We start from the raw sequence: 18306 nt of genomic DNA, 5'->3' as shown, positions 1-18306 counted from the left end.
AAATCTTTTGACACTACCCTTGTTTCTTTGATCTCATTTGTTGATTCTGCGAATACTTCTTGTTGAGTTTTTTCCGCTTCTTCTTGGCTAGCTTTAACGGCTGCTTGTTGTTCTTCAACTTTCGTTTTGTACGTGTTTTTATCTTCTTGGGCTAAAGCTTGCAATTGAGAATCTAACGAAGCTCTACCTCTTGCCTTCAATTTCTCTGTCGCGATGTTAACAACGTTTGGACTATCTAGAATTAATTGAAGAACATTATCTTTAGGTGGGTATGTAACTTGTGATGATTCTTGGATATATGGGTCAACATAAGGTAATGCATAGATAATTGCATTTTGCATGTAAGCATCCACAATTCCAGAAGACATTGTTAAAATTTCTTCCTCATCCATGTTAAACTTCACTGTTTCTCCTGCAACCTCTTCTACCTTTTTCTTGGACATCAGAATGTAGTCATTACCATTTGGAAATTGAATACGAACATCAACAAAATCTTCTTGTTTCAAGTTCTGTGTTAACTGGATAAAGCTATATTCACTTTTTCGTAAATCATCTGGTGTAACTTCCTCTTTAAAAAGAATGGCTTCAGTCAAAATGGCTTTATTCTTTAAATCAACTTTTGCAATTCTTCCTTCGATATCTTCTAAACTTAAAATGTCATCCGAAGCAGCTTGTTTCGCTAAAGTAACTTCATCAACCATTTCAACTGTAATTTCTGTTCCTGCTTCTACATCTTGGTTTAAGGCGTATCCTGTTGCTTGTTGGATCTTCCATGTTTCTAATGAAGCAATTTTATCTTCATAAACCTTCATTTGCTTGTACTCGTCTTGCTTCCAATTGGTATAGAGGAAGTAAATCGTAACACTCGCTATAATAAGGACTGTTACCGCCCCTATACTTCCTGCTAATAGTAAATTTTTGTTACGTTGCCTGATCTTCATCTATTTCTCTCCTTATTTAAAGAATGTAATTGCTACTATGACTAATAAAGAAACAACAACTGCTGATATACCGCCACCAACCAATAAGCTTATAGGCTTATTTTCAACTTTCTTAGATGGCAAATAGCTAGTTAACATTTCTTCAAAGACGTTGGTTATTTCATTGCTTTGTTCGTATGGGTCAGACTGTGTTGGAATACTAAAAGCTTTTAATTCTGTATCCTTTTCAATATCTGATAAAGTAACTTGATCAACAAAAGGGATAGCTAATGTCCAATTCTCTTGTTCATGTTGCTTTAATGAATTCAGGAAGGTGATGAGCTCATTTCTTTTCCACTCACTACCATGTGCTGTAACAATCTTAATGTGAGAGCGGAAAAATTCATCAAAGTAATCTGTTTTTCCCATTTCACCTATATCTAATATGATGAAATCATATTGATGGATTAGCTCTGGTATGTTCAACTCTTTAATGCTCTTATAATGGTCAATCCCTTTGATGCTAAATTTATCTTGAATGGATACATAACCTCTTCCACCTTCATATGCATATTCAATTTGAAAAAGGTGTTCTGTTTGGTTCGCCTCTATAACCGCTACTCTTAAGCCCCTATTGTTTAGGAAGTTTGCTAGTAGTAATGACGTATGTGTCGAGCCAGTATTTGACTCAACCCCAACAACACCGACAAAAACAGCTCCTACTAATCTTTCTTTTACTACAACAGTTTCTTTAACAGGAACGTCTATGAATAATTCCTCTTCATCAATCTGAGTAATAGCAGTTAAGATTTTATCCTCGCTCTCTCTATCAGGCTTGCTTTTCTTTTCTTTTTTTTCCTTCTTAACCTTCTTCTCTTTCTTTTCTGTCTGATTCTCTACTTCTTCAATAATGTCTTCAATTTCATCTAACGAATCATCAGACGTTTCTATTTCATCTTCTTCGGGGGAATCGTAATTTATTTTTTGATTTTTAATGACAAACTTTGAAACTCTCGAAAAACGCGGTTTATCTTTCAACTGGTCAATCATTTCAACAAGGTCAATGCTTCTAGTGTTAAATATGTCTAAGACGTTTATATTCACTAGATAACTGAGGAATGGGTCTCCTTTAGGTCTTTCGCATAAGAAAACGACTCGAATGGAATCATCATACTCAACACGTATTCTTTTAAGAAAAGTTAACCATTCTTCCTCACGTTCTTTTTTGTCGGTAGCTTCACTTTCTAAGTAATAATCATGAACAATGAGAATATCCGGTTTTTCTAAATCAACAACTTCATGTAAATATCGTTGATGGAGTACCTCTTGTTCCGCAACATGAAAATGATCTGGGTGATTCGAAATATGAGTACGTAATATCTTGCTATACTCTTTACGCCCAACGGCTATTAGTACATTCTTTCTGTTCAATCTTATTCACTCCGATTTTTAGACAATAAAAAAATCCCCGAAAAAACCACGATGAAATAAATGCTACTATAAATAGCATTCCTTCATGATTTTTTCGGGGATCTCCCGTTAATAATTCAATTGTCTTCCCAGCTAAATGGGTGTATAGCTGGGAAGTTCAGAAAGTCTTTCTTAAAAACTAAAAGTCTTTAAGAAAGGATGTTTGTAGGTATATGTTAGCAGTATTAAGAAGAATAGTCAATCAATTATTATGGAAATCCGTAGTAATTAAGTCTACATCAACTGAGTATTTGTCTATATACATTTGAACAAATTCGTTAACAAGATCAGGTTCATACCAGGTACCCTTTTTTTCTTCTAAGTCAAGAAGAGCCATACTGATTGATTTTGATTTTTGGTAGACTCGATCATTAGTCATCGCATCAAAACTATCAACAATACGAAGCATTCTTGCTATATATGGTATATCATCACCTTTTATATGATGATAGCCGCTGCCATCGATGTTTTCATGGTGATATTTAACGCTATCTAAGAATATCTTAGGATAATTTTCTTTTTTTAGTATCATTTCTCCGTATGTCGTATGGCTATATATGAATGTTAGTTCTTCTGGTGTTAATTTGCCTCGTTTAGCTAAAATTGATTTAGGAACAGAGATTTTCCCTATATCGTGGAGAACACCAATTTCATAAAGATCATTAAGCATGTGTAAAGGAAAGTCTTTATACTTGCCAAACTCATAAAAAAGGTCCGCAACCCTAAGAGAATGTTGGAATGTATTTAAATCATGTTCCCACAGCATATGTAAAGGCATCCAATTAACAAATTGCCCTAATGTCTGTTTCAACCTTCTCCCTCCAATTTAACTCTTAGTATCTAAAAAACCTAGGACCATCCTTTTCAAGTGTTCTCCTTCAGCTTTATAAAAAGCTGTATGCAGACCATCTTTCACCATATCTTCCTCAATACATACCCAGACGTTAAAAGGGAATGTATCTAACATAATCTCAGAATGTATCTTTTCGGCCATGCTATAGGTAGACGTATATATAACTGCAACAGGGATATTTTTAGCAAATTCATTAACAGGAATCGTCCCAAACTTGTTATAAATATTCTTCCAGTTATTTAATTTATCTTTTATAAAGCCAATAAAGTTTTGATTCATTTGAGCTCGCTCAATTAAGAAATTCATATTTCCTCGTGGTGTTTTCACTTCGCAAACACCCATTGGTTTTTTTGCTAAGGTATTGCTTGCAACTAAAGCATTCCATTTCCAGTTAACTGCAGCTTTTGCTTCAATTAAGCGACAACGCAATTCATTCATTGCTACATAACGCTGAATACCGCCAACACCTAAATTGTCCCAACGGTTAGGATTCATAAAAAAGTCACCATTATAGAAATGCTTCATCAGTTTAAATCCCGCTATACCTAATACGAACGGAGCGGGAGGTGCATATACTTCTTCTTCTTCAGTACGCACACGAACTTTCCAACGTTCTACTAAACCAGTGCTTCTGAAGCGATCCAATCGCTTTGAAGTTTCAGAGCTAGAAATCTGAGAACTTAGGTATCTTCTTAGTTGGTCTTCATTGCAACATATAGCGTCACCTAATACTTTTAAAATCATGAAATCTGTTTCATCTATTCTTCGTCTATTGTAGAGTGATAAAACACTTTCGACTGTCGTGTAAGGTTTATAATCTTTCGGAAAGAATTTGTATCCATTTACAAGGGGGTTATCCCAAAAAGGAATATCCCCTTCTTTTGTATAGTAATATGGATACTCTAAATCAGTTACTTCTTCAATATAAGGTTCTGTACTCATTAATCAAATAAGAAGCTGCCAAGATCATTTCTCTTTTTCTTCCCTCTTGGATAACCTATAATCACGACTTTACAACGACGTTTCTCTTTATTGATTTGGCGAATTTTACAGGTAACAATATCACCAACAATTGGTTCCTCTAATTTAGCAGGCTTCATCCCTTTTACTTCAATTCCGTTATCTAACGTCACGAAAATCCCATGTATAGGGTCAACACCAGATACTTTACCAACAATCGCTTCAGCATCTTTTAATTCATCTAGTAAGTCGAATGGATCTTTCAAAGTGGCTTTTCGGCTTACCTGGATACGATTTTTTTCACGATCAAACTTAACGATTTTCACACCTACAGAAGCACCACGTTCTGCATGGTTTCCGATAAAGCCAATTCTCCCATGATCCCAATCTGATTTATACATAATGCAATCAGCACCGTTAACACGAACATACACACTTTGAGTGGTTTGATCATAACCTGCAACAGTTCCTTGATAAATCTGGTTATTTAACTCACCCTTTTTCTCAAGGTATTCTAACTCGTCCCAAAAACGTGCCTTTTTGATTTCATCAGCTTTCTTAACACTAACAACGGCTATTTTATCTTCTAAGTCAATTCGATCAATGATGAATTCTTGTATAGAACCAACAAAGCCTATTAAGCTACGGTATTCTCTATCTGAAAACTCAGGAGCTGGACAGTAAGCGGTAATTCCACCCTCTAAGAGGAATGTCACTACCTCCATCTCTTTCGTAACATATGTATCTCCTTCTAGCACTCTCGATTTCTTAAAGCTAACAGATCTAACAGCACCTTTAACGATATCTCTATTTCTACTTGCTCTTGCAAGTACTTCTAATTCTGAATCATTTGTCCACGATGGCGTAAATGTTTCTGTCATAAATTATTTCACTCCTTAGTAGTAATTAATTTTCATATGATTAGCGTATTAATAACCAATTTAAAGCTATGAGATGATCAACTTTTAAGAGATACGGGTATATCTAACAAAATCTGGAGTTTTTAAAATATTAAAGTATGAGCATATAGCATCTAAAAGTTCGTGAGTCACAATGCCCTTTTGTGTTAAATCCAAGATTTCCTTCTCGGTAAAACCGACTTTTTTAGCTAATTCCTTTGCTGATAAACCTTCTTCTGAATAGAGATTATGAACAACAGTCCTTAAATTACCTGCATTTAAGAAGATTCTTAAGTCCATGTATTGTTTTTCGAGTTTTGGATTTCCTAAAGTCATGCAATTACTGATGAAATTTTCTCTGCTATTAGCATCAGGTAAGAGGTCTTCACCGTACTTATTAAAAACATCTATAATAAATTCTTCGATTTTCTGTCTTACCTGTAGTAATTCACGATTATTTTCAGCTGCTTCTTGTATTTCTTGATAATATTGAAAGAGTTCCAAATAACTGATTGTTTCTAATTGAGTAATCACCATAAAAGCTCACCTCATAATCCAATCTTTTTCAAATCAAAATTATTGCTCGTTTCGATTCTGTAACCAAAATTCTCCTGCTTCTTTATCAACCTGTACCTTAGCGGTTTTATATTCATCTTTAGGAATAAATTCAGTAACAATTTGTCTTGCTGGAGTTGGTTTGTTATCGGAAATTAAGTTTGCTACTGCATGAAACGGTTGGTTTTGTTCAATTATGTCATTAGGTGTCCATTGAGAACCTTCCCCTGTAACAGCAAACATCTTAGAGAATATTTGAGCATCATAATGACTAATACCACCAAATACTATCTGATTCCTCAATGTGCCTAGTAAACTGTGCAGATACGTTTCTCCATACTTCTCTTCAATCGGAGAAAGAGTTTGTTCAGCTAACGTAACAATGGTCTTGTACTTACGGGACTGTGCAGGTAGTTCTGGTAAATCCGGATAAGCATAAGAAGTAAAGTTGTCAGCTAGAATATGATGGTAACAATTACTATCCATTGGATTCTTTTTTCTGAATACCGCTCGTTGCAAATGCTGCAATATTAACATTCCGAATGCATCTGACACTTTCCCTAGTTCACCTTTAGCGGTATTAACAAGGAGAACACCACCATTTTCAACATGTTCGTCAAAAGAAAAATCAGATTCTCCAAAAAGTACTCTTCGTAAATATGGATTAGCCCCGAGATCATTTAAGATATGTTTTATACCCTGTATATAGTTTGCATTCACATCCTCATAAACTGACTCTCCACTATTTACTAATTCCTTTTGTGAAACCACGTTTTTATCAAACCATTCATCAATTTGTTGAATGAATTTCCAATTGTGGCTTTCATCTAGTTCATCAATATTACTCGGTATAGTCTCCTTTAATTTAACGTGCATTTCGTGAACTAATTGAGTGTTATTGTACATCTCTATTAACATATCGAACGTCACTTCTTGTGTAGGATCATGTAGTTTTAAGAGATGTACATAATGTATTAGGTGATTTCTTTCAATTTGAGCAAAGAATCCATCTCTATCACCTACATTTAATATTTCTTTTATAAACATTGAAATTATTTCCGCAACATCATGTACAGGACCATTCATAGGATTAATAGATGGAGTATTAGAATTGGTAGGATCAATATAGATAACCGACTTTCCAGGTATTTTATGAGCTTTAACCAATTCAAAAGTGCTGCGACATAAATCATTAGTAGGCTCTATTACGGAAATGCCATTGAGATACAATCCTTTGACCTTATTTGTATGAAAATCCTCTTTATCATAAATAGATGGAAAGTCATTTATAAATTTAGCCATAATACGTAAATCGTTATTCAAGATTGGGAGCAGCAAGGTAACAGTTCTCCCTGAACCAAGGTCACCCAAAATAATATTATTTAATGCTCTGTCTTTACTTGACTGTAAGACTGGTTTTCTTGTTACAAAATCTGAGCCTAATTCAACATCAGACCAGTGGTGTGAATCTGGTTTGTTAGATATAAACTGTTTAAGCGCACTAAGCATAAAAGATAAAGTCCTCCTTATTTAATTCTATTAAATACGAGGAAAAGCAAAAAAAGACACCCCAAAACAACGTGACGATATGATAATCGCAACTTGTCATTTTGGGGTGTCCCATTAATATATACTTTTGTTTGTAAATTCATTGGAAATATTATTCTCGTATTTCTTTGAATTGTACAACAAAATATTTAATAAGGCAACAATCTTTCTAAAGTCCTATATAAAACCATAAATTTGGTTAAGAATGGTTAAACCTTAAGTCATTTAATCTATTATTTGTAGTAGTACTATAAAAAGATTTACTCTTTATATTCCTCCATCAAAAACGCAAGACTATCTTTCGTTAGCTTTTCTTCCTGTTTTGGAGCGGGTACTTTATCCGCTTCGTTTTGAATATCCTTTAATAAACTCAATTGTTCCTCGCCTAATTCACTAACTTTTGATTTCTCTTTAGTTGGTTCAATTGATTTTTCACCGAATATTTCATCTAACGGATCATCTGAATTCTTTTCGGTTAAATTTATCTTTTCCTCTTTTTGTTCGATTACTGGTACGACTTCTGGTTTAGGTGTTTCGACTTCCTCCTGCTTTTCCAGTTCGGGTGAAATCATTTCATTTTCTTCTGGTGTAGGTTCATTTGAAGATACTTCAATCGCTTCTATTTCGATTGGTTTCTCAACTTCAACAATAATGGTGGATTTTTCTTGTTCTGTTTGATACTGATAATGAATAGGCTGCTCTATATGAGGTTCCAAATCTATAGAATTAGTAATCTCTTCATCTTCAGTCGATTTCTTTTCATCATTCGGATCTATCAGTTCCATGCTCTCATCCATTACTTCCTCAATTGACGATTCAACCAAACCTTGTGTAGTCCGTTTAATAAACTCATTTCTCTTTTCTAACCAAAACTCTCCTGAATTGCCTTCTACTTCTACAACGGCATTTATAAACTCTTCTTTTGGAACAAAGTTTGCGTCAATCTGTCTAACTGGCATAGGCTTATTATTAGCAACTAATTTAACAGCCGCTTGGAAAGGCTTCTGATAGATGATGTCACTTGGAGATAGTATAGCTTCCTTCGTTTTCGCATAAGAACTACCAGCTCTTGTTACTGGCTGCTCTTGTAGCGGAGAAACAGACTGTTCACTTTGAGTTTCTTCAAAACGTTCTTCTTCTCCGAAAATTTTAGAAAACAATTGAGCATCATAATCAGGAATATCCCCGTATACCATTTTATGCCTTAGTGTTCCGAGCAAGGTGTGCATATATGTCTCTCCATATTTATCTGCAAGCTGTGCAACAGTTTGAGCAACAACCGTAACAATGACCTTATATTTACGGCTCTGTGCTGGGAATTCTTTGAATGGCTTATAGATAAAATCTGGAAATTCATCTGTAAGGATATGATGGAAATTACTTATATTAGGTTGTCTTCTAAATACCGCATTCTGCAAACTTAACAATACGAGTTTTCCTAATACATTAGACAATCCGGCCATTTCACCTTTAGCGGTATTGACTAAGAGAACACCACCATATTCCAAGTGGGCGTCGAAAGAAAAATCTGATTTTCCAAAGAGTACCCTACGAATTAACTTGTTTGCTCCAATATCATTCAGAATATTTCTTAATCCCTGTACATATTCCGCTTTTGCGTCATAGTAAGCTGTATCTCCGCGGAATTCACCATGTGTTACTTTTTCTTCTGAACCATTTTTCCCCTTCTTAGGAAGTAAGTTCATGTCGAACCATTCATCAATCTGTTGGACAATCTTCCAGTGGTTACGCTCGTCTCGATTCTCAATTGAATCAATATTTTCTGGGAATGTGCCTTTTAGTTTTACATGCATACGACGTACTAATTGTGAGTTGTTATACATATCTAATAACATATCAAACGTAACTTCTTGTTTTGGATCATGTAATTTCAAAAGATATACATAATGCTTCAAGTGATTTCGTTCTGATTGAGCGAAGAATACGTTGCTATCCCCACCCTCTGCTAATCCTTCAATAACCATTGCAAGAGCTTCCGCTACTTGATCGACTGGACCCTGCATAGGATTAATAGATGGAGTATTAGGATTTGTTGGATCAATATAGAATACCGATTTTTCAGGTATCTTATGAGCTTTAACCAATTGAAAGGCTTTTTGACATAAATCATTTGAAGGCTCAATGACGGATATACCATTAAGATACATCCCTTTCACATTTTCTGTATGAAAATCCTCTCTGTTGTAAATACTAGGAAAATCATTGATAAACTTTACCATCCAGTGTAAGTCATTATTTAAGATTGGTAGAACAAGAGCAGCGGTTTTACCGGTTCCAATACTTCCTATGATTATATTATTTAGTGTTCTATCTCTACCAGGTTGTATGATTAATTCTTGAGTCTTTGAATCCGGTCCTAATACAACATCTGGCCAGTGTTCATCATTCTGAGATTTAAAGAACCTTTGTAAGTATTTATTCTTAAATTCAAATTCCAAAAAAGACTCGTTCATGCTCTCAGTATGATGAGAATATTGACCGAATAACCATATAAGCAGTAAGACGATAACAATCGTCGGTATGAACACTAATAAGATCATCAAGTTTTCTGTATTGCCTAGGAGAACTTCGTGCCAAACATTCACAACCTCTAATTCTGAAACTCTTTTCTGTAAATAAGGCACAACAGTATTATAGACCGGAGCGGTTATATACCATGTGTAATAAAGACATATTCCAATAAACATGTTGAAGAAAATAGCAATACGCCACATCTTTGTTTGGAAGTATGTAACCTTTGTTGATACTAACCATGTTCCAATCGATATAACAGTAATAGAAACCATGCCAATTATAGAAGGCTTTAGCGGATTGCCAAATAAAATGAATGTAGGGATCTCGTTAAGGAATTGACCAACCATAAGAAACAAATAGTTAAATACTGCCCGTATTGTTAACCAAGTGGATATGACAGTGAATACGACAATGGCTATAAAGGGAATCTTTTTTATAAGCTCTTCCTTATTCTTCAAATCTAGTATCCTCCATTCTGAATGGTGAAATTAATCTTTTGAAGATAGGGTCGCTTTGATTCTCTGCTGATTGTATTAAGTCTTGTGTGTCAACTAACAATACCTTTTCATAAGCATGTGCAATTACATCATGTTGCAGCTCCCCTTCTTCTGTGTAATAAGCTAATACTTTATTGCTCTGTGTTTTTAATCGTCCTTCTGAAATTAACCATTGTAGATAATTGAGTCTATCTAACGTTTGAACATTTCCTTCATCCATCTGAATTAAAAATAATGTCTGTGAGAACGTTCCAGCATAATTACTCACTTCAAAAACTTGATCAGCATAAAGATCCTTTGGCACATCATTGGTGTAAACATCTTCATTCAGTAACTCTTTGAATTTATACTCAAATGATGGATTGTATGTTTCGAGAACTTGCCGAACCAGTTCAACCCCGCTTGATGTTTCTGCTAAGCTGTATGGCTTATATCCCTCGAATACATCATGACCAATTTTAAATGATCTGCTAAGCGGAAGAATGTAAATAGATAAATTAGGGATATGAAGGTCACGATTGAATAAAAGTGATTTTTTTAAACGACCTACTCTCCGCTTTCTATCTTCACCATAAGAAAATCTTGTTGGTATGGAGTCATCTATGACGGATATGAGTATAACGTGTTTTTGAGATGGATTTTGTTTACAAAGAGTTATATAGTTTTTAATTTTTTCTATTATCATATTTGTTTTTTCAGAACCAGTATCTAATTCAATATTAAAAAACAGGTTATCTGTTTTAATTATCCAATCAGGAACAACTAACTTAGTTGATGGCTCACTTTTGTCAAAATAAGGACTATCAAATGGGGAGATCGAATCAAAAGAAATCCCTTGTTCAGTTAATTGTAAGAGTGTACGTAATGCTATCTCTTGTGTCCCGATGAAGTGGTCAATATTCTTCACATGTGAAAAACGTCTTATCTCCACTTTTAACCAATCAGAAGACAGGATTCCTCCATCTACTAATATTTCGATACCTTTTGTACCAATCCGGTAATAGTTATAGTTAAAACCTTTTTGTCCTAACGAATATTTGTGAGTATATACTATGTCGTATTTTTCCCACTTTTTTAACTTCTTTAATACAGAATAGTAGTTGAAACCTCCATGTGAATCATAGAAGGTATGAGCTTGTTTCGTGCTGAGAAGTTTTTGCTGGGATAAAACTTTTAAAAATAAAAAATCTATTTCAGTTAATTTTACCCCCTTCCTACTTGGCCCAAAGTAATAGTTTTTAATCAATTACATCATCCTTTCTCCAAAACAAAAAACCCCATAACGAAAGAAACCTATCAACTAGGTTCATTCATTTATGGGGTGTCCCTTTATATTAAATTAAAAAAATTTCAATAAATGGATTATATCATTATTTTGTCTTGAAACAATTATGAATAGAAAAAAACCTCAAAAAAACTGATTTTTTATAATGTATCTTTATACATAAAAACGAAAAATATACAAATATATTAAAAATGGTTATCGGGCTTAAAATCAGTGTCAACAAAGTGAAAAAAGACCAATTTTTTAGGGTGAAAATAGAACTCGGAAAACAGGTGGTTTTCATTCTTTAAATTTACTTATTTTCTAGTTTAAAAAGGGAAAAGAGTCGGGGTTCTAAATCGAGCATAAAACATTGCTATATAAGGCTCTATATGGTTATTCCCTAATGTAAGTCCAAGAATGTAAGTTAAAGTTACATTCTTGGACTGGTGATTTTGACTATAAAATCAAGATTGCCAATCCGCCATTTATCTATTGAATTCTAGATAAGATAATTCGAATTTCCAGTCCCTATTATTGAATAAAATAATGTATGTACTTAGGACAGGTATGTGCTTGATTGGTGTAATAGTACATAGTAGTCTGCTTCAAATTAAGCCAGACAAATGATACATAAATTGTGATTTGTTAATGAATATCGAATAACTAATCTCAAGGGAAGAAATTAACGTAGAAGTGTTCAACTTCTTTGAATAATAAAAGTAAAATCTCGTAATTAAGCGCTGTTCCTTGATTAATCCGAGTTATTTCCCCTGTCCTTGTAGATGTCCTTAGTACAGTTCACCAGTTCTCCTATAGTGGATGTTCATACAGGGAACCTAGAGAGCATAACCAAGTGGTTGTGGTACGCAATTATGTACCTCAATAGGAAAGTATGGTTGCAATTCCACATAAACCCTTAATACATATAAGTAAATTTAGAGGAACGTAATTATGTACCTTAAAGGTACAGTAGTAACTTTATATATATAATTAGCCTTCAACGATTAAGCCCATTCCCCTCAAAACATTTTAGGTAACATATTTTCACTGATCTGCTATAAATCCTTTTTAAATCTATAAGAAAAATAGTTAAAACATAATGGTGAAACAGTAGATAAAACAAAACAAAGATAAGAAAAACAGTAATATAAAATACAAATAAACGTAGTATCTACTTTCGGGAGAGATATTCTTCGCTATAATGGCTAAATGTCAGCTGGAATTACTCCCCCTAAATTGTTTTCAATTATTATATTTCTCTTATTTTATACATAATAAGTATATTGTGGTCCTTAATTATGTACCTCAATAAAACCTATTAATATAGCGGTTTCTCAACAGTTTGGAAGAATATTCTTGCTAAAAACTAGGAATATATTCTATAATGTACCTAAAGAGTACATAAAGATGTTCCTTTTCGGTACATAATGGGTGGTGAAGTAAAATGGATCCTAATGGTAACTCAACTGAGTATATTGATTTAGATCAAATAGAATTCAGTATGGAAACGTTAAGATTCTTAAGGAAGAAACTAGATAAATTTACAATTGAAGTTTTCCGCAAGGTACTAACTTCAAATTCCGAACACAAAGGTCTAGTAAAAACCCGATTAGAAAATTATCAAAGTCAGAGAAAAAAATATGACGCAGCCTTTCTAATATTGGAATATCAAGGATTCATTGAAAAACGTGAGGATGGAACAATGACACCTTACTGGGTTACTGTGAGAGGAAAACAACTTTTAACGATATTAAAAGAAGAAAAAGCAAAAAGAGAGGAGATTTAACACATGATACAATCTTTCAATAACAATTCACACTTAGGAGCACTCAAAGCTCTTTTATCACCACATCTATTTTCAAACGAGGTTAAATCAGAGATAAGTCGTTTTCCTTCTCAAGCAATTGTTGGTCTTGGTCAAGGTGGCGGTAGGATCGCAGCAGAACTTTCACGCTTTGGTTTCCCAACATTCCTTTTAAATTCATCTAAATCGGATATGGAAGAACATAAAAACCTTATACCGGAAAATAGACGTATCGTTACTTCAAGCAAAGATTACCCAGAACTAGAGGGAACAGATAAAAATGCACAATTAGGTTATGACATTGCTGTTGAAAATAAAAGTAAGTATGCAGAAGTAGCAACAGATGATGCAATTCAAAGTGCTGAATTTGTTTGGGTAACTGTATCTTTAGGTGGCGGTACTGGTAATGGCGCCTTAAAAGTGGCTTTAACATATCTTTCTAAAGTTCGTACAAACAGAGCATTACCGGGTGGGAAAATTCCATTGGGCGTAATATGCAGTATTCCTTCTTCGGATGAAAAAGGATCTTCTTTTAGAAAGAATGCTTTAGCTGGTATAAGTCTATTACAACAATTCATTAACGAGAATAAAATCGGAACAGTATTAGTGATTGATAATGAAAAAATGAATGACTATTACGCAAAAGAACCATTAAAGACATATAATGGTACTGAAATTGATGCAAAGTCATATGGGAATATGGTAGTTGCAAGCACTCTTGCGGAAGTATCTAGTTTACCTTTACTTGAAGGTCGTTCTGTATTTGATAAAACTGAGTTTCTGACAACTATTTCTACCCCAGGATGGCTTTCTATATCTAAAAACAATCTGTTAAATGATGACGATAACCTAGAAGCAATTATCAAAAATTTATATGCTAACAATGAAGTAATGGCACAATATGAGATCAAAAATTCAGTAGCTGGTGCAATTGCTATTTTATATCCAGATGTGAAAAATATTTCTCCAAGAATAGCTGATGATGTTTATAAATATGCTTCAGACTTTTTAAGCACAAAAGTAAATCTATCTATTTCTAAAAATAGTAGTGTAGAAGAATTAACACTATACGGATTAGCAGTACTTCCTTCGCCTCCAATAAGATTAGCTAATCTTAGAGAGGAATTAAATAACTGGGTGCAAATCGAAAAAGAACAAGAAGAAGCAAAGAAACAGGCTTCTGCAAGTCTAGGTTTAGATGAATTCAATGACTTCTTTTCAAGTAGTTCAGAAAAATCTTCTCGTAGAAAAGTTGATTTAAGTGAATTAGATGAAGACTTTAATAACGTTGAAACAAAAGAGAATAAAATAGCTCCATCTGACCTTGATGATATTGACTTTTAATATGGGTCTACTAAAACGTGCAACTCACCAACAAGTGGGCTGTGCGTTTTTTTGCTTTTCATAAATTCACCTACATTGCGTTAATTAACAACATCATATAAATGATATAAGCACTTCTTCTATAAAAAAAATACCAACACTCTAAAGTTGTAAGGACCATAAACATAACTTTGCTCTTTAAAATAATAGATATCCCGCTACACAGTTAATCGTTGGTCTTTATTCACTTTCGCAATAATTAAATAACATTTTCAAATGGGATTTTTAACTAGCGTTCAACAGCGTTACTCTACGTTAATTAACAATCAATAAAAATATAAAGTTTAATAGCGATATGAAGCGCTGATGCTTAAAAGCCGTTCTATACGTTACAGTTGTTTGGACAATAGGTAACGATAGCGCTACAAACCGCTAATTAGCGTTTGGGATTCAGTTTTAATAATATACAAATAGCTGTTGTCACATTCTTATTTACATAGCAGATTTTATCGAGTTTATTTCTTCAATTAGTGCGATCCTTAATTCTAATTTATGCCCTGGGTTACTCTGATTAGAGGAAGAAAGAACCGTAATGGAGAAGTCCTTCATGATCTTTAAAAAGTCATTTTTGAAATTCTGTTCATATAATTCTTTAATATCTTTTAATAAAGAATATAGTTGAATAGGACTTAACGGAATATCTTGATATAAAGTGAAAGTTTCTGCATCTTCTTCTGATAAATACTTAACATTAATATAGCTTTCTATGTACTCTCTTGTTCCTATCATTTCTTCATTAGCTATATCGAAAATTTCAATAAATATCCCATCAGCAAGCATCTTCTCGCTAAAATAACAGGTATACTCACTTGAAAATAAACCAGAATTCTCTTCCTCCGGATGAATAATAAATAAATCTCGTATAGATGGATGGGTATGTTTTCTCATTGAAATTACCTCTTTCAGAATATACTAAATCTTATATCTCCATTTATATCCAAACTGCACTAAGAATATTCACCTGAAAGGGCATCTTAATGATTTTTTCTAGTTTTTATTTAAGAAAACTGTATATTCTATTATCTATTAATTTTTATAAGCTTATAGCCATTTACTTAATATTGATATAAAACAGACATTAAATATCGTCCAATTTATTCTAATAGATTTAATAGACTTCAGTTTAAAGTGTAGTAAAACTATAAATCCACGCTACGGTACGCTAAATAAAAATCAAATTTAATGAAAATGCTTATCTACCAATGCGCTATGGCATCGCGGACGTGAAGTAGCGCACGTAATTGATCGCTAGATAGCGTAAGATTATACTTAGTCTTCGTACCTGTATTGTTACTTCATGAGTTGGTGAACAATATGATAACCCTTCATAATCTTAGTCTGAACCTGATATACCATTAATTATAGATAAGGATATTCAAGACTTGAACTATACGGGCTATATGAAACAATTTATTACATGGAAGAAGTAAGATGGAAGTTTTCAATACATTTAAGTAAAGTTCTAATACTGAGCATCTCATAGGCATGATATCGGATTACTTAATAATCCAATACTCTCCAGCGGGATAACTTTTGGATTCAACGTAAAAAAAGACATAAGGAGCTCTTTACCGCTACGTTACGCTAAGTTGAATTCACAAATCTCTAAAACCCCTTTATATCAATGCGCTACGAGATCGCGGACGAACCACAGCGCAAAATCTATATCGCTACATAGCGTTAAATGGAACGATATCTTTATTTAATTTTAATCTACAACTCAACTTGTCCTTTTTGTTCGATATAGGCTACGCCCAGTTTTATCATTATTGCGCTTCGCTACATTAAAAGAAATTCAATCTTTAGAAATCCCTTATACACCATTGCGCTAGGTAACCGAGGACGTAACGTAACGATATCGCTACTTTAAAATCGATGTTTCATTATCGGTAAATAGCGATTAAAATCTTAATGTTACGCTACGTTAAAATCCGCATTTTTACCGCTGCGCTTCGTCCTTGGTTCTGTAGCGTTGGTTAAAAACCTTGAAAAAACAACATTTCGGAAGTAATATTATGTTATTACTACGGAATTCCGCAATAACAGGAGGTGTTTATAGTGGAAGTAGATATAAGAGAATACTTGGAGAATATCTTTAAAGAAGACCCACTTAGATTAGAAATATCTAAAAGTAAACTAGATAAATACTTATATACAAAAGAAATACTTGGTATGCACCCTGAAAAGCAGTATTCAACCATTGAAGCAGCTGCCATTATTGGTAGAAGTGATAGCACAATAAGAAATTACTTTCGTACAGATCTATTAGGATATATACGACCAGATAAACAAGGTAAGTTCTATAGATTGAATTACATTAGTGTATTTAAACTACACATGATCTTGTTGCTTCTTGAAAAAGGGGATAAAGCTACTGGAGATTTAACAGATTACCTAGGGATAACTGACTCCATAACTGAAGTTAAGAGTGATAGTGATAAAGGAAGATATAACAAAGGGGGGAATCCCAACCTTCCTGGCTTTAAAATAGACGATCTACGGAATGAAATTAAAAGTGAATTGAAGGATGAATTAAAAGCATTAAAAAAGATCATTCTTACTCAAAATAGTCAATTTCAAAACCAAAGCAATCAGAATCAGTTAAGTATCTTGGAAAATGACGAAAAGACATTTCTTCATGAGATCGAAGCGATTGATCAAAAAATAGAAATGTTGAAAATGAAGCAACAAAACAAGGTTATTGAGAGTAAATACTATAAGGTGTTAGATCATTCGTTAAGACAGACTAAAGCTGGAAGTGGTAAAAAGAAAGGATTCCTTGCATCTTTATTTGGTGGCTCTGATAAAGATGAAGTGAATATCGAACAGGTTATGAAAGAAGCGATGATTGCTGCTGAACAAGTAGCTTCAAGTCTATCTGATAGCTCAATCGAGAAGGAAATAAGTGTTTTAGAAGAATTAAAGTTAGACAAACAAAGGGATTTAGATAAAGTCCGTATAGGCATTAATGATCAAAAAGAGCAGATAAAAGTTTCAGCTCAACAGTTAAACTATTTAACTTCAGATGAATTTGACGATGAATTAGTTGATAAACTATTACTGAATGGAAAAATAGAAGAATAAGAGGGCACAATAAAGTATTTGCAATATTCTGAATTCGTGTTATAATAGTTTTACTTAAATGTATGAGGTGATGCGAAATGTTAATGTTATTAAAGGAATCTACAAAACAAAAATTAGATAAAGCAGTAGTTACGATTGCCCTAGTAACATTAGCTAGTGCAGCTGTTATTACATTTATCAATTTATGAAATTAAACTAATAGCAATAAACGTCTTTGATCTCTTCAAAGGCGTTTTTTATTTGTTTAATAAACCTAAATTACCTGGTATAAATAACTGATATAAACGATATAAAAGTAAAAAACCTCACCAGAGGTGAGGTTTTTACTAGGACAGTACAGCTCTATTTTGAAAGCTGATCTGTAATTATTATATTAGATTGTATTTAAATATTACCAATCACTCTTGCTAATTGCAAGTGGAAATTTCTAATGTAGTATTCTAATAGACATAGCTTTAAAATTTTTATTCACATCCATAAAAGCTTGTGCTATTATTTGAGTTAGGACGTACAGAACTATCCATTTTTGCC

The 18306-nt window shown here is 33.4% G+C and carries 13 protein-coding genes; 3 read left to right on the top strand and 10 right to left on the bottom strand.

What is annotated here, in order from left to right; all coding sequences use genetic code 11:
- The 9 genes from COD11_RS15610 to COD11_RS15570 form a co-directional block, all read right to left on the bottom strand.
- Positions 1-941, bottom strand: a 941-nt coding sequence (locus tag COD11_RS15610; RefSeq protein WP_098797835.1) for a hypothetical protein, incomplete at its 3' end; no start/stop codon positions are given.
- A gap of 12 nt (positions 942-953) precedes the next feature.
- Positions 954-2351 carry a hypothetical protein gene (locus COD11_RS15605; RefSeq protein ID WP_098797834.1) on the bottom strand — a complete coding sequence of 466 codons (1398 nt, stop codon included), beginning with the start codon at positions 2349-2351 and terminating at the stop codon, positions 954-956.
- Positions 2352-2592: 241 nt separating this feature from the next.
- A complete protein-coding gene (locus COD11_RS15600; RefSeq protein WP_098797833.1) occupies positions 2593-3201 on the bottom strand; it encodes an HD-GYP domain-containing protein in 609 nt (202 codons plus the stop codon).
- Between the two features lie 15 nt (positions 3202-3216).
- A complete protein-coding gene (locus COD11_RS15595; RefSeq protein ID WP_098797832.1) occupies positions 3217-4185 on the bottom strand; it encodes a hypothetical protein in 969 nt (322 codons plus the stop codon).
- Positions 4185-5084: an RNA-binding protein gene (locus COD11_RS15590; RefSeq protein ID WP_098797831.1), complete on the bottom strand. Its 900-nt coding sequence runs from the start codon at positions 5082-5084 to the stop codon at positions 4185-4187. The genes COD11_RS15595 and COD11_RS15590 overlap by 1 nt, the downstream gene beginning before the upstream one ends.
- 84 nt (positions 5085-5168) lie before the next feature.
- A complete protein-coding gene (locus COD11_RS15585; protein ID WP_098797830.1) occupies positions 5169-5639 on the bottom strand; it encodes a hypothetical protein in 471 nt (156 codons plus the stop codon).
- A gap of 39 nt (positions 5640-5678) precedes the next feature.
- Positions 5679-7166 (bottom strand): type IV secretory system conjugative DNA transfer family protein, encoded by a 1488-nt coding sequence (locus tag COD11_RS15580; RefSeq protein ID WP_098797829.1) that lies wholly within the window; start codon positions 7164-7166, stop codon positions 5679-5681.
- Positions 7167-7465: 299 nt separating this feature from the next.
- Entirely contained in the window at positions 7466-10198 is a 2733-nt protein-coding gene (locus tag COD11_RS15575) for a type IV secretory system conjugative DNA transfer family protein (protein WP_098797828.1), read from the bottom strand.
- A complete protein-coding gene (locus COD11_RS15570; protein ID WP_098797827.1) occupies positions 10188-11483 on the bottom strand; it encodes a replication-relaxation family protein in 1296 nt (431 codons plus the stop codon). The genes COD11_RS15575 and COD11_RS15570 overlap by 11 nt, the downstream gene beginning before the upstream one ends.
- Positions 11484-12948: 1465 nt before the next feature.
- On the opposite strand from COD11_RS15570, the gene COD11_RS15565 reads away from it, so the two are divergent.
- Together COD11_RS15565 and COD11_RS15560 are read left to right on the top strand one after the other, a co-directional pair.
- On the top strand, positions 12949-13290 hold the full coding sequence (locus COD11_RS15565) for a hypothetical protein (protein WP_098797826.1): 342 nt from the start codon (positions 12949-12951) through the stop codon (positions 13288-13290).
- Between the two features lie 3 nt (positions 13291-13293).
- The gene (locus tag COD11_RS15560; RefSeq protein WP_098797825.1) at positions 13294-14652 is read left to right on the top strand and encodes an FtsZ/tubulin family protein; all 1359 of its coding nucleotides are present in this window, start codon (positions 13294-13296) and stop codon (positions 14650-14652) included.
- Positions 14653-15123: 471 nt separating this feature from the next.
- On the opposite strand, the gene COD11_RS15555 is transcribed toward COD11_RS15560, so the two are convergent.
- Positions 15124-15579 carry a hypothetical protein gene (locus COD11_RS15555; RefSeq protein WP_098797824.1) on the bottom strand — a complete coding sequence of 152 codons (456 nt, stop codon included), beginning with the start codon at positions 15577-15579 and terminating at the stop codon, positions 15124-15126.
- 1170 nt (positions 15580-16749) lie between these two features.
- Here COD11_RS15555 and COD11_RS15550 point away from each other — a divergent pair.
- Positions 16750-17775 (top strand): hypothetical protein, encoded by a 1026-nt coding sequence (locus COD11_RS15550; RefSeq protein WP_098797823.1) that lies wholly within the window; start codon positions 16750-16752, stop codon positions 17773-17775.
- Positions 17776-18306: the final 531 nt, after the last annotated feature.

Origin of the sequence: Bacillus sp. AFS040349, from assembly GCF_002577655.1 — a bacterium.
In the GTDB taxonomy this organism is placed as follows: Bacteria; Bacillota; Bacilli; order Bacillales; family Bacillaceae; genus Metabacillus.
Note: the sequence above shows the minus strand (reverse complement) of the source record. Positions and strands in the feature narration are given on the sequence as shown.

Coding starts and splice junctions, on each gene's coding strand:
- COD11_RS15580 (WP_098797829.1), bottom strand. CDS start 7,166: ATGCTTAGTGCGCTTAAACAGTTTATATCTAACAAACCAGATTCACAC.
- COD11_RS15565 (WP_098797826.1), top strand. CDS start 12,949: ATGGATCCTAATGGTAACTCAACTGAGTATATTGATTTAGATCAAATA.
- COD11_RS15590 (WP_098797831.1), bottom strand. CDS start 5,084: ATGACAGAAACATTTACGCCATCGTGGACAAATGATTCAGAATTAGAA.
- COD11_RS15555 (WP_098797824.1), bottom strand. CDS start 15,579: ATGAGAAAACATACCCATCCATCTATACGAGATTTATTTATTATTCAT.
- COD11_RS15560 (WP_098797825.1), top strand. CDS start 13,294: ATGATACAATCTTTCAATAACAATTCACACTTAGGAGCACTCAAAGCT.
- COD11_RS15585 (WP_098797830.1), bottom strand. CDS start 5,639: ATGGTGATTACTCAATTAGAAACAATCAGTTATTTGGAACTCTTTCAA.
- COD11_RS15595 (WP_098797832.1), bottom strand. CDS start 4,185: ATGAGTACAGAACCTTATATTGAAGAAGTAACTGATTTAGAGTATCCA.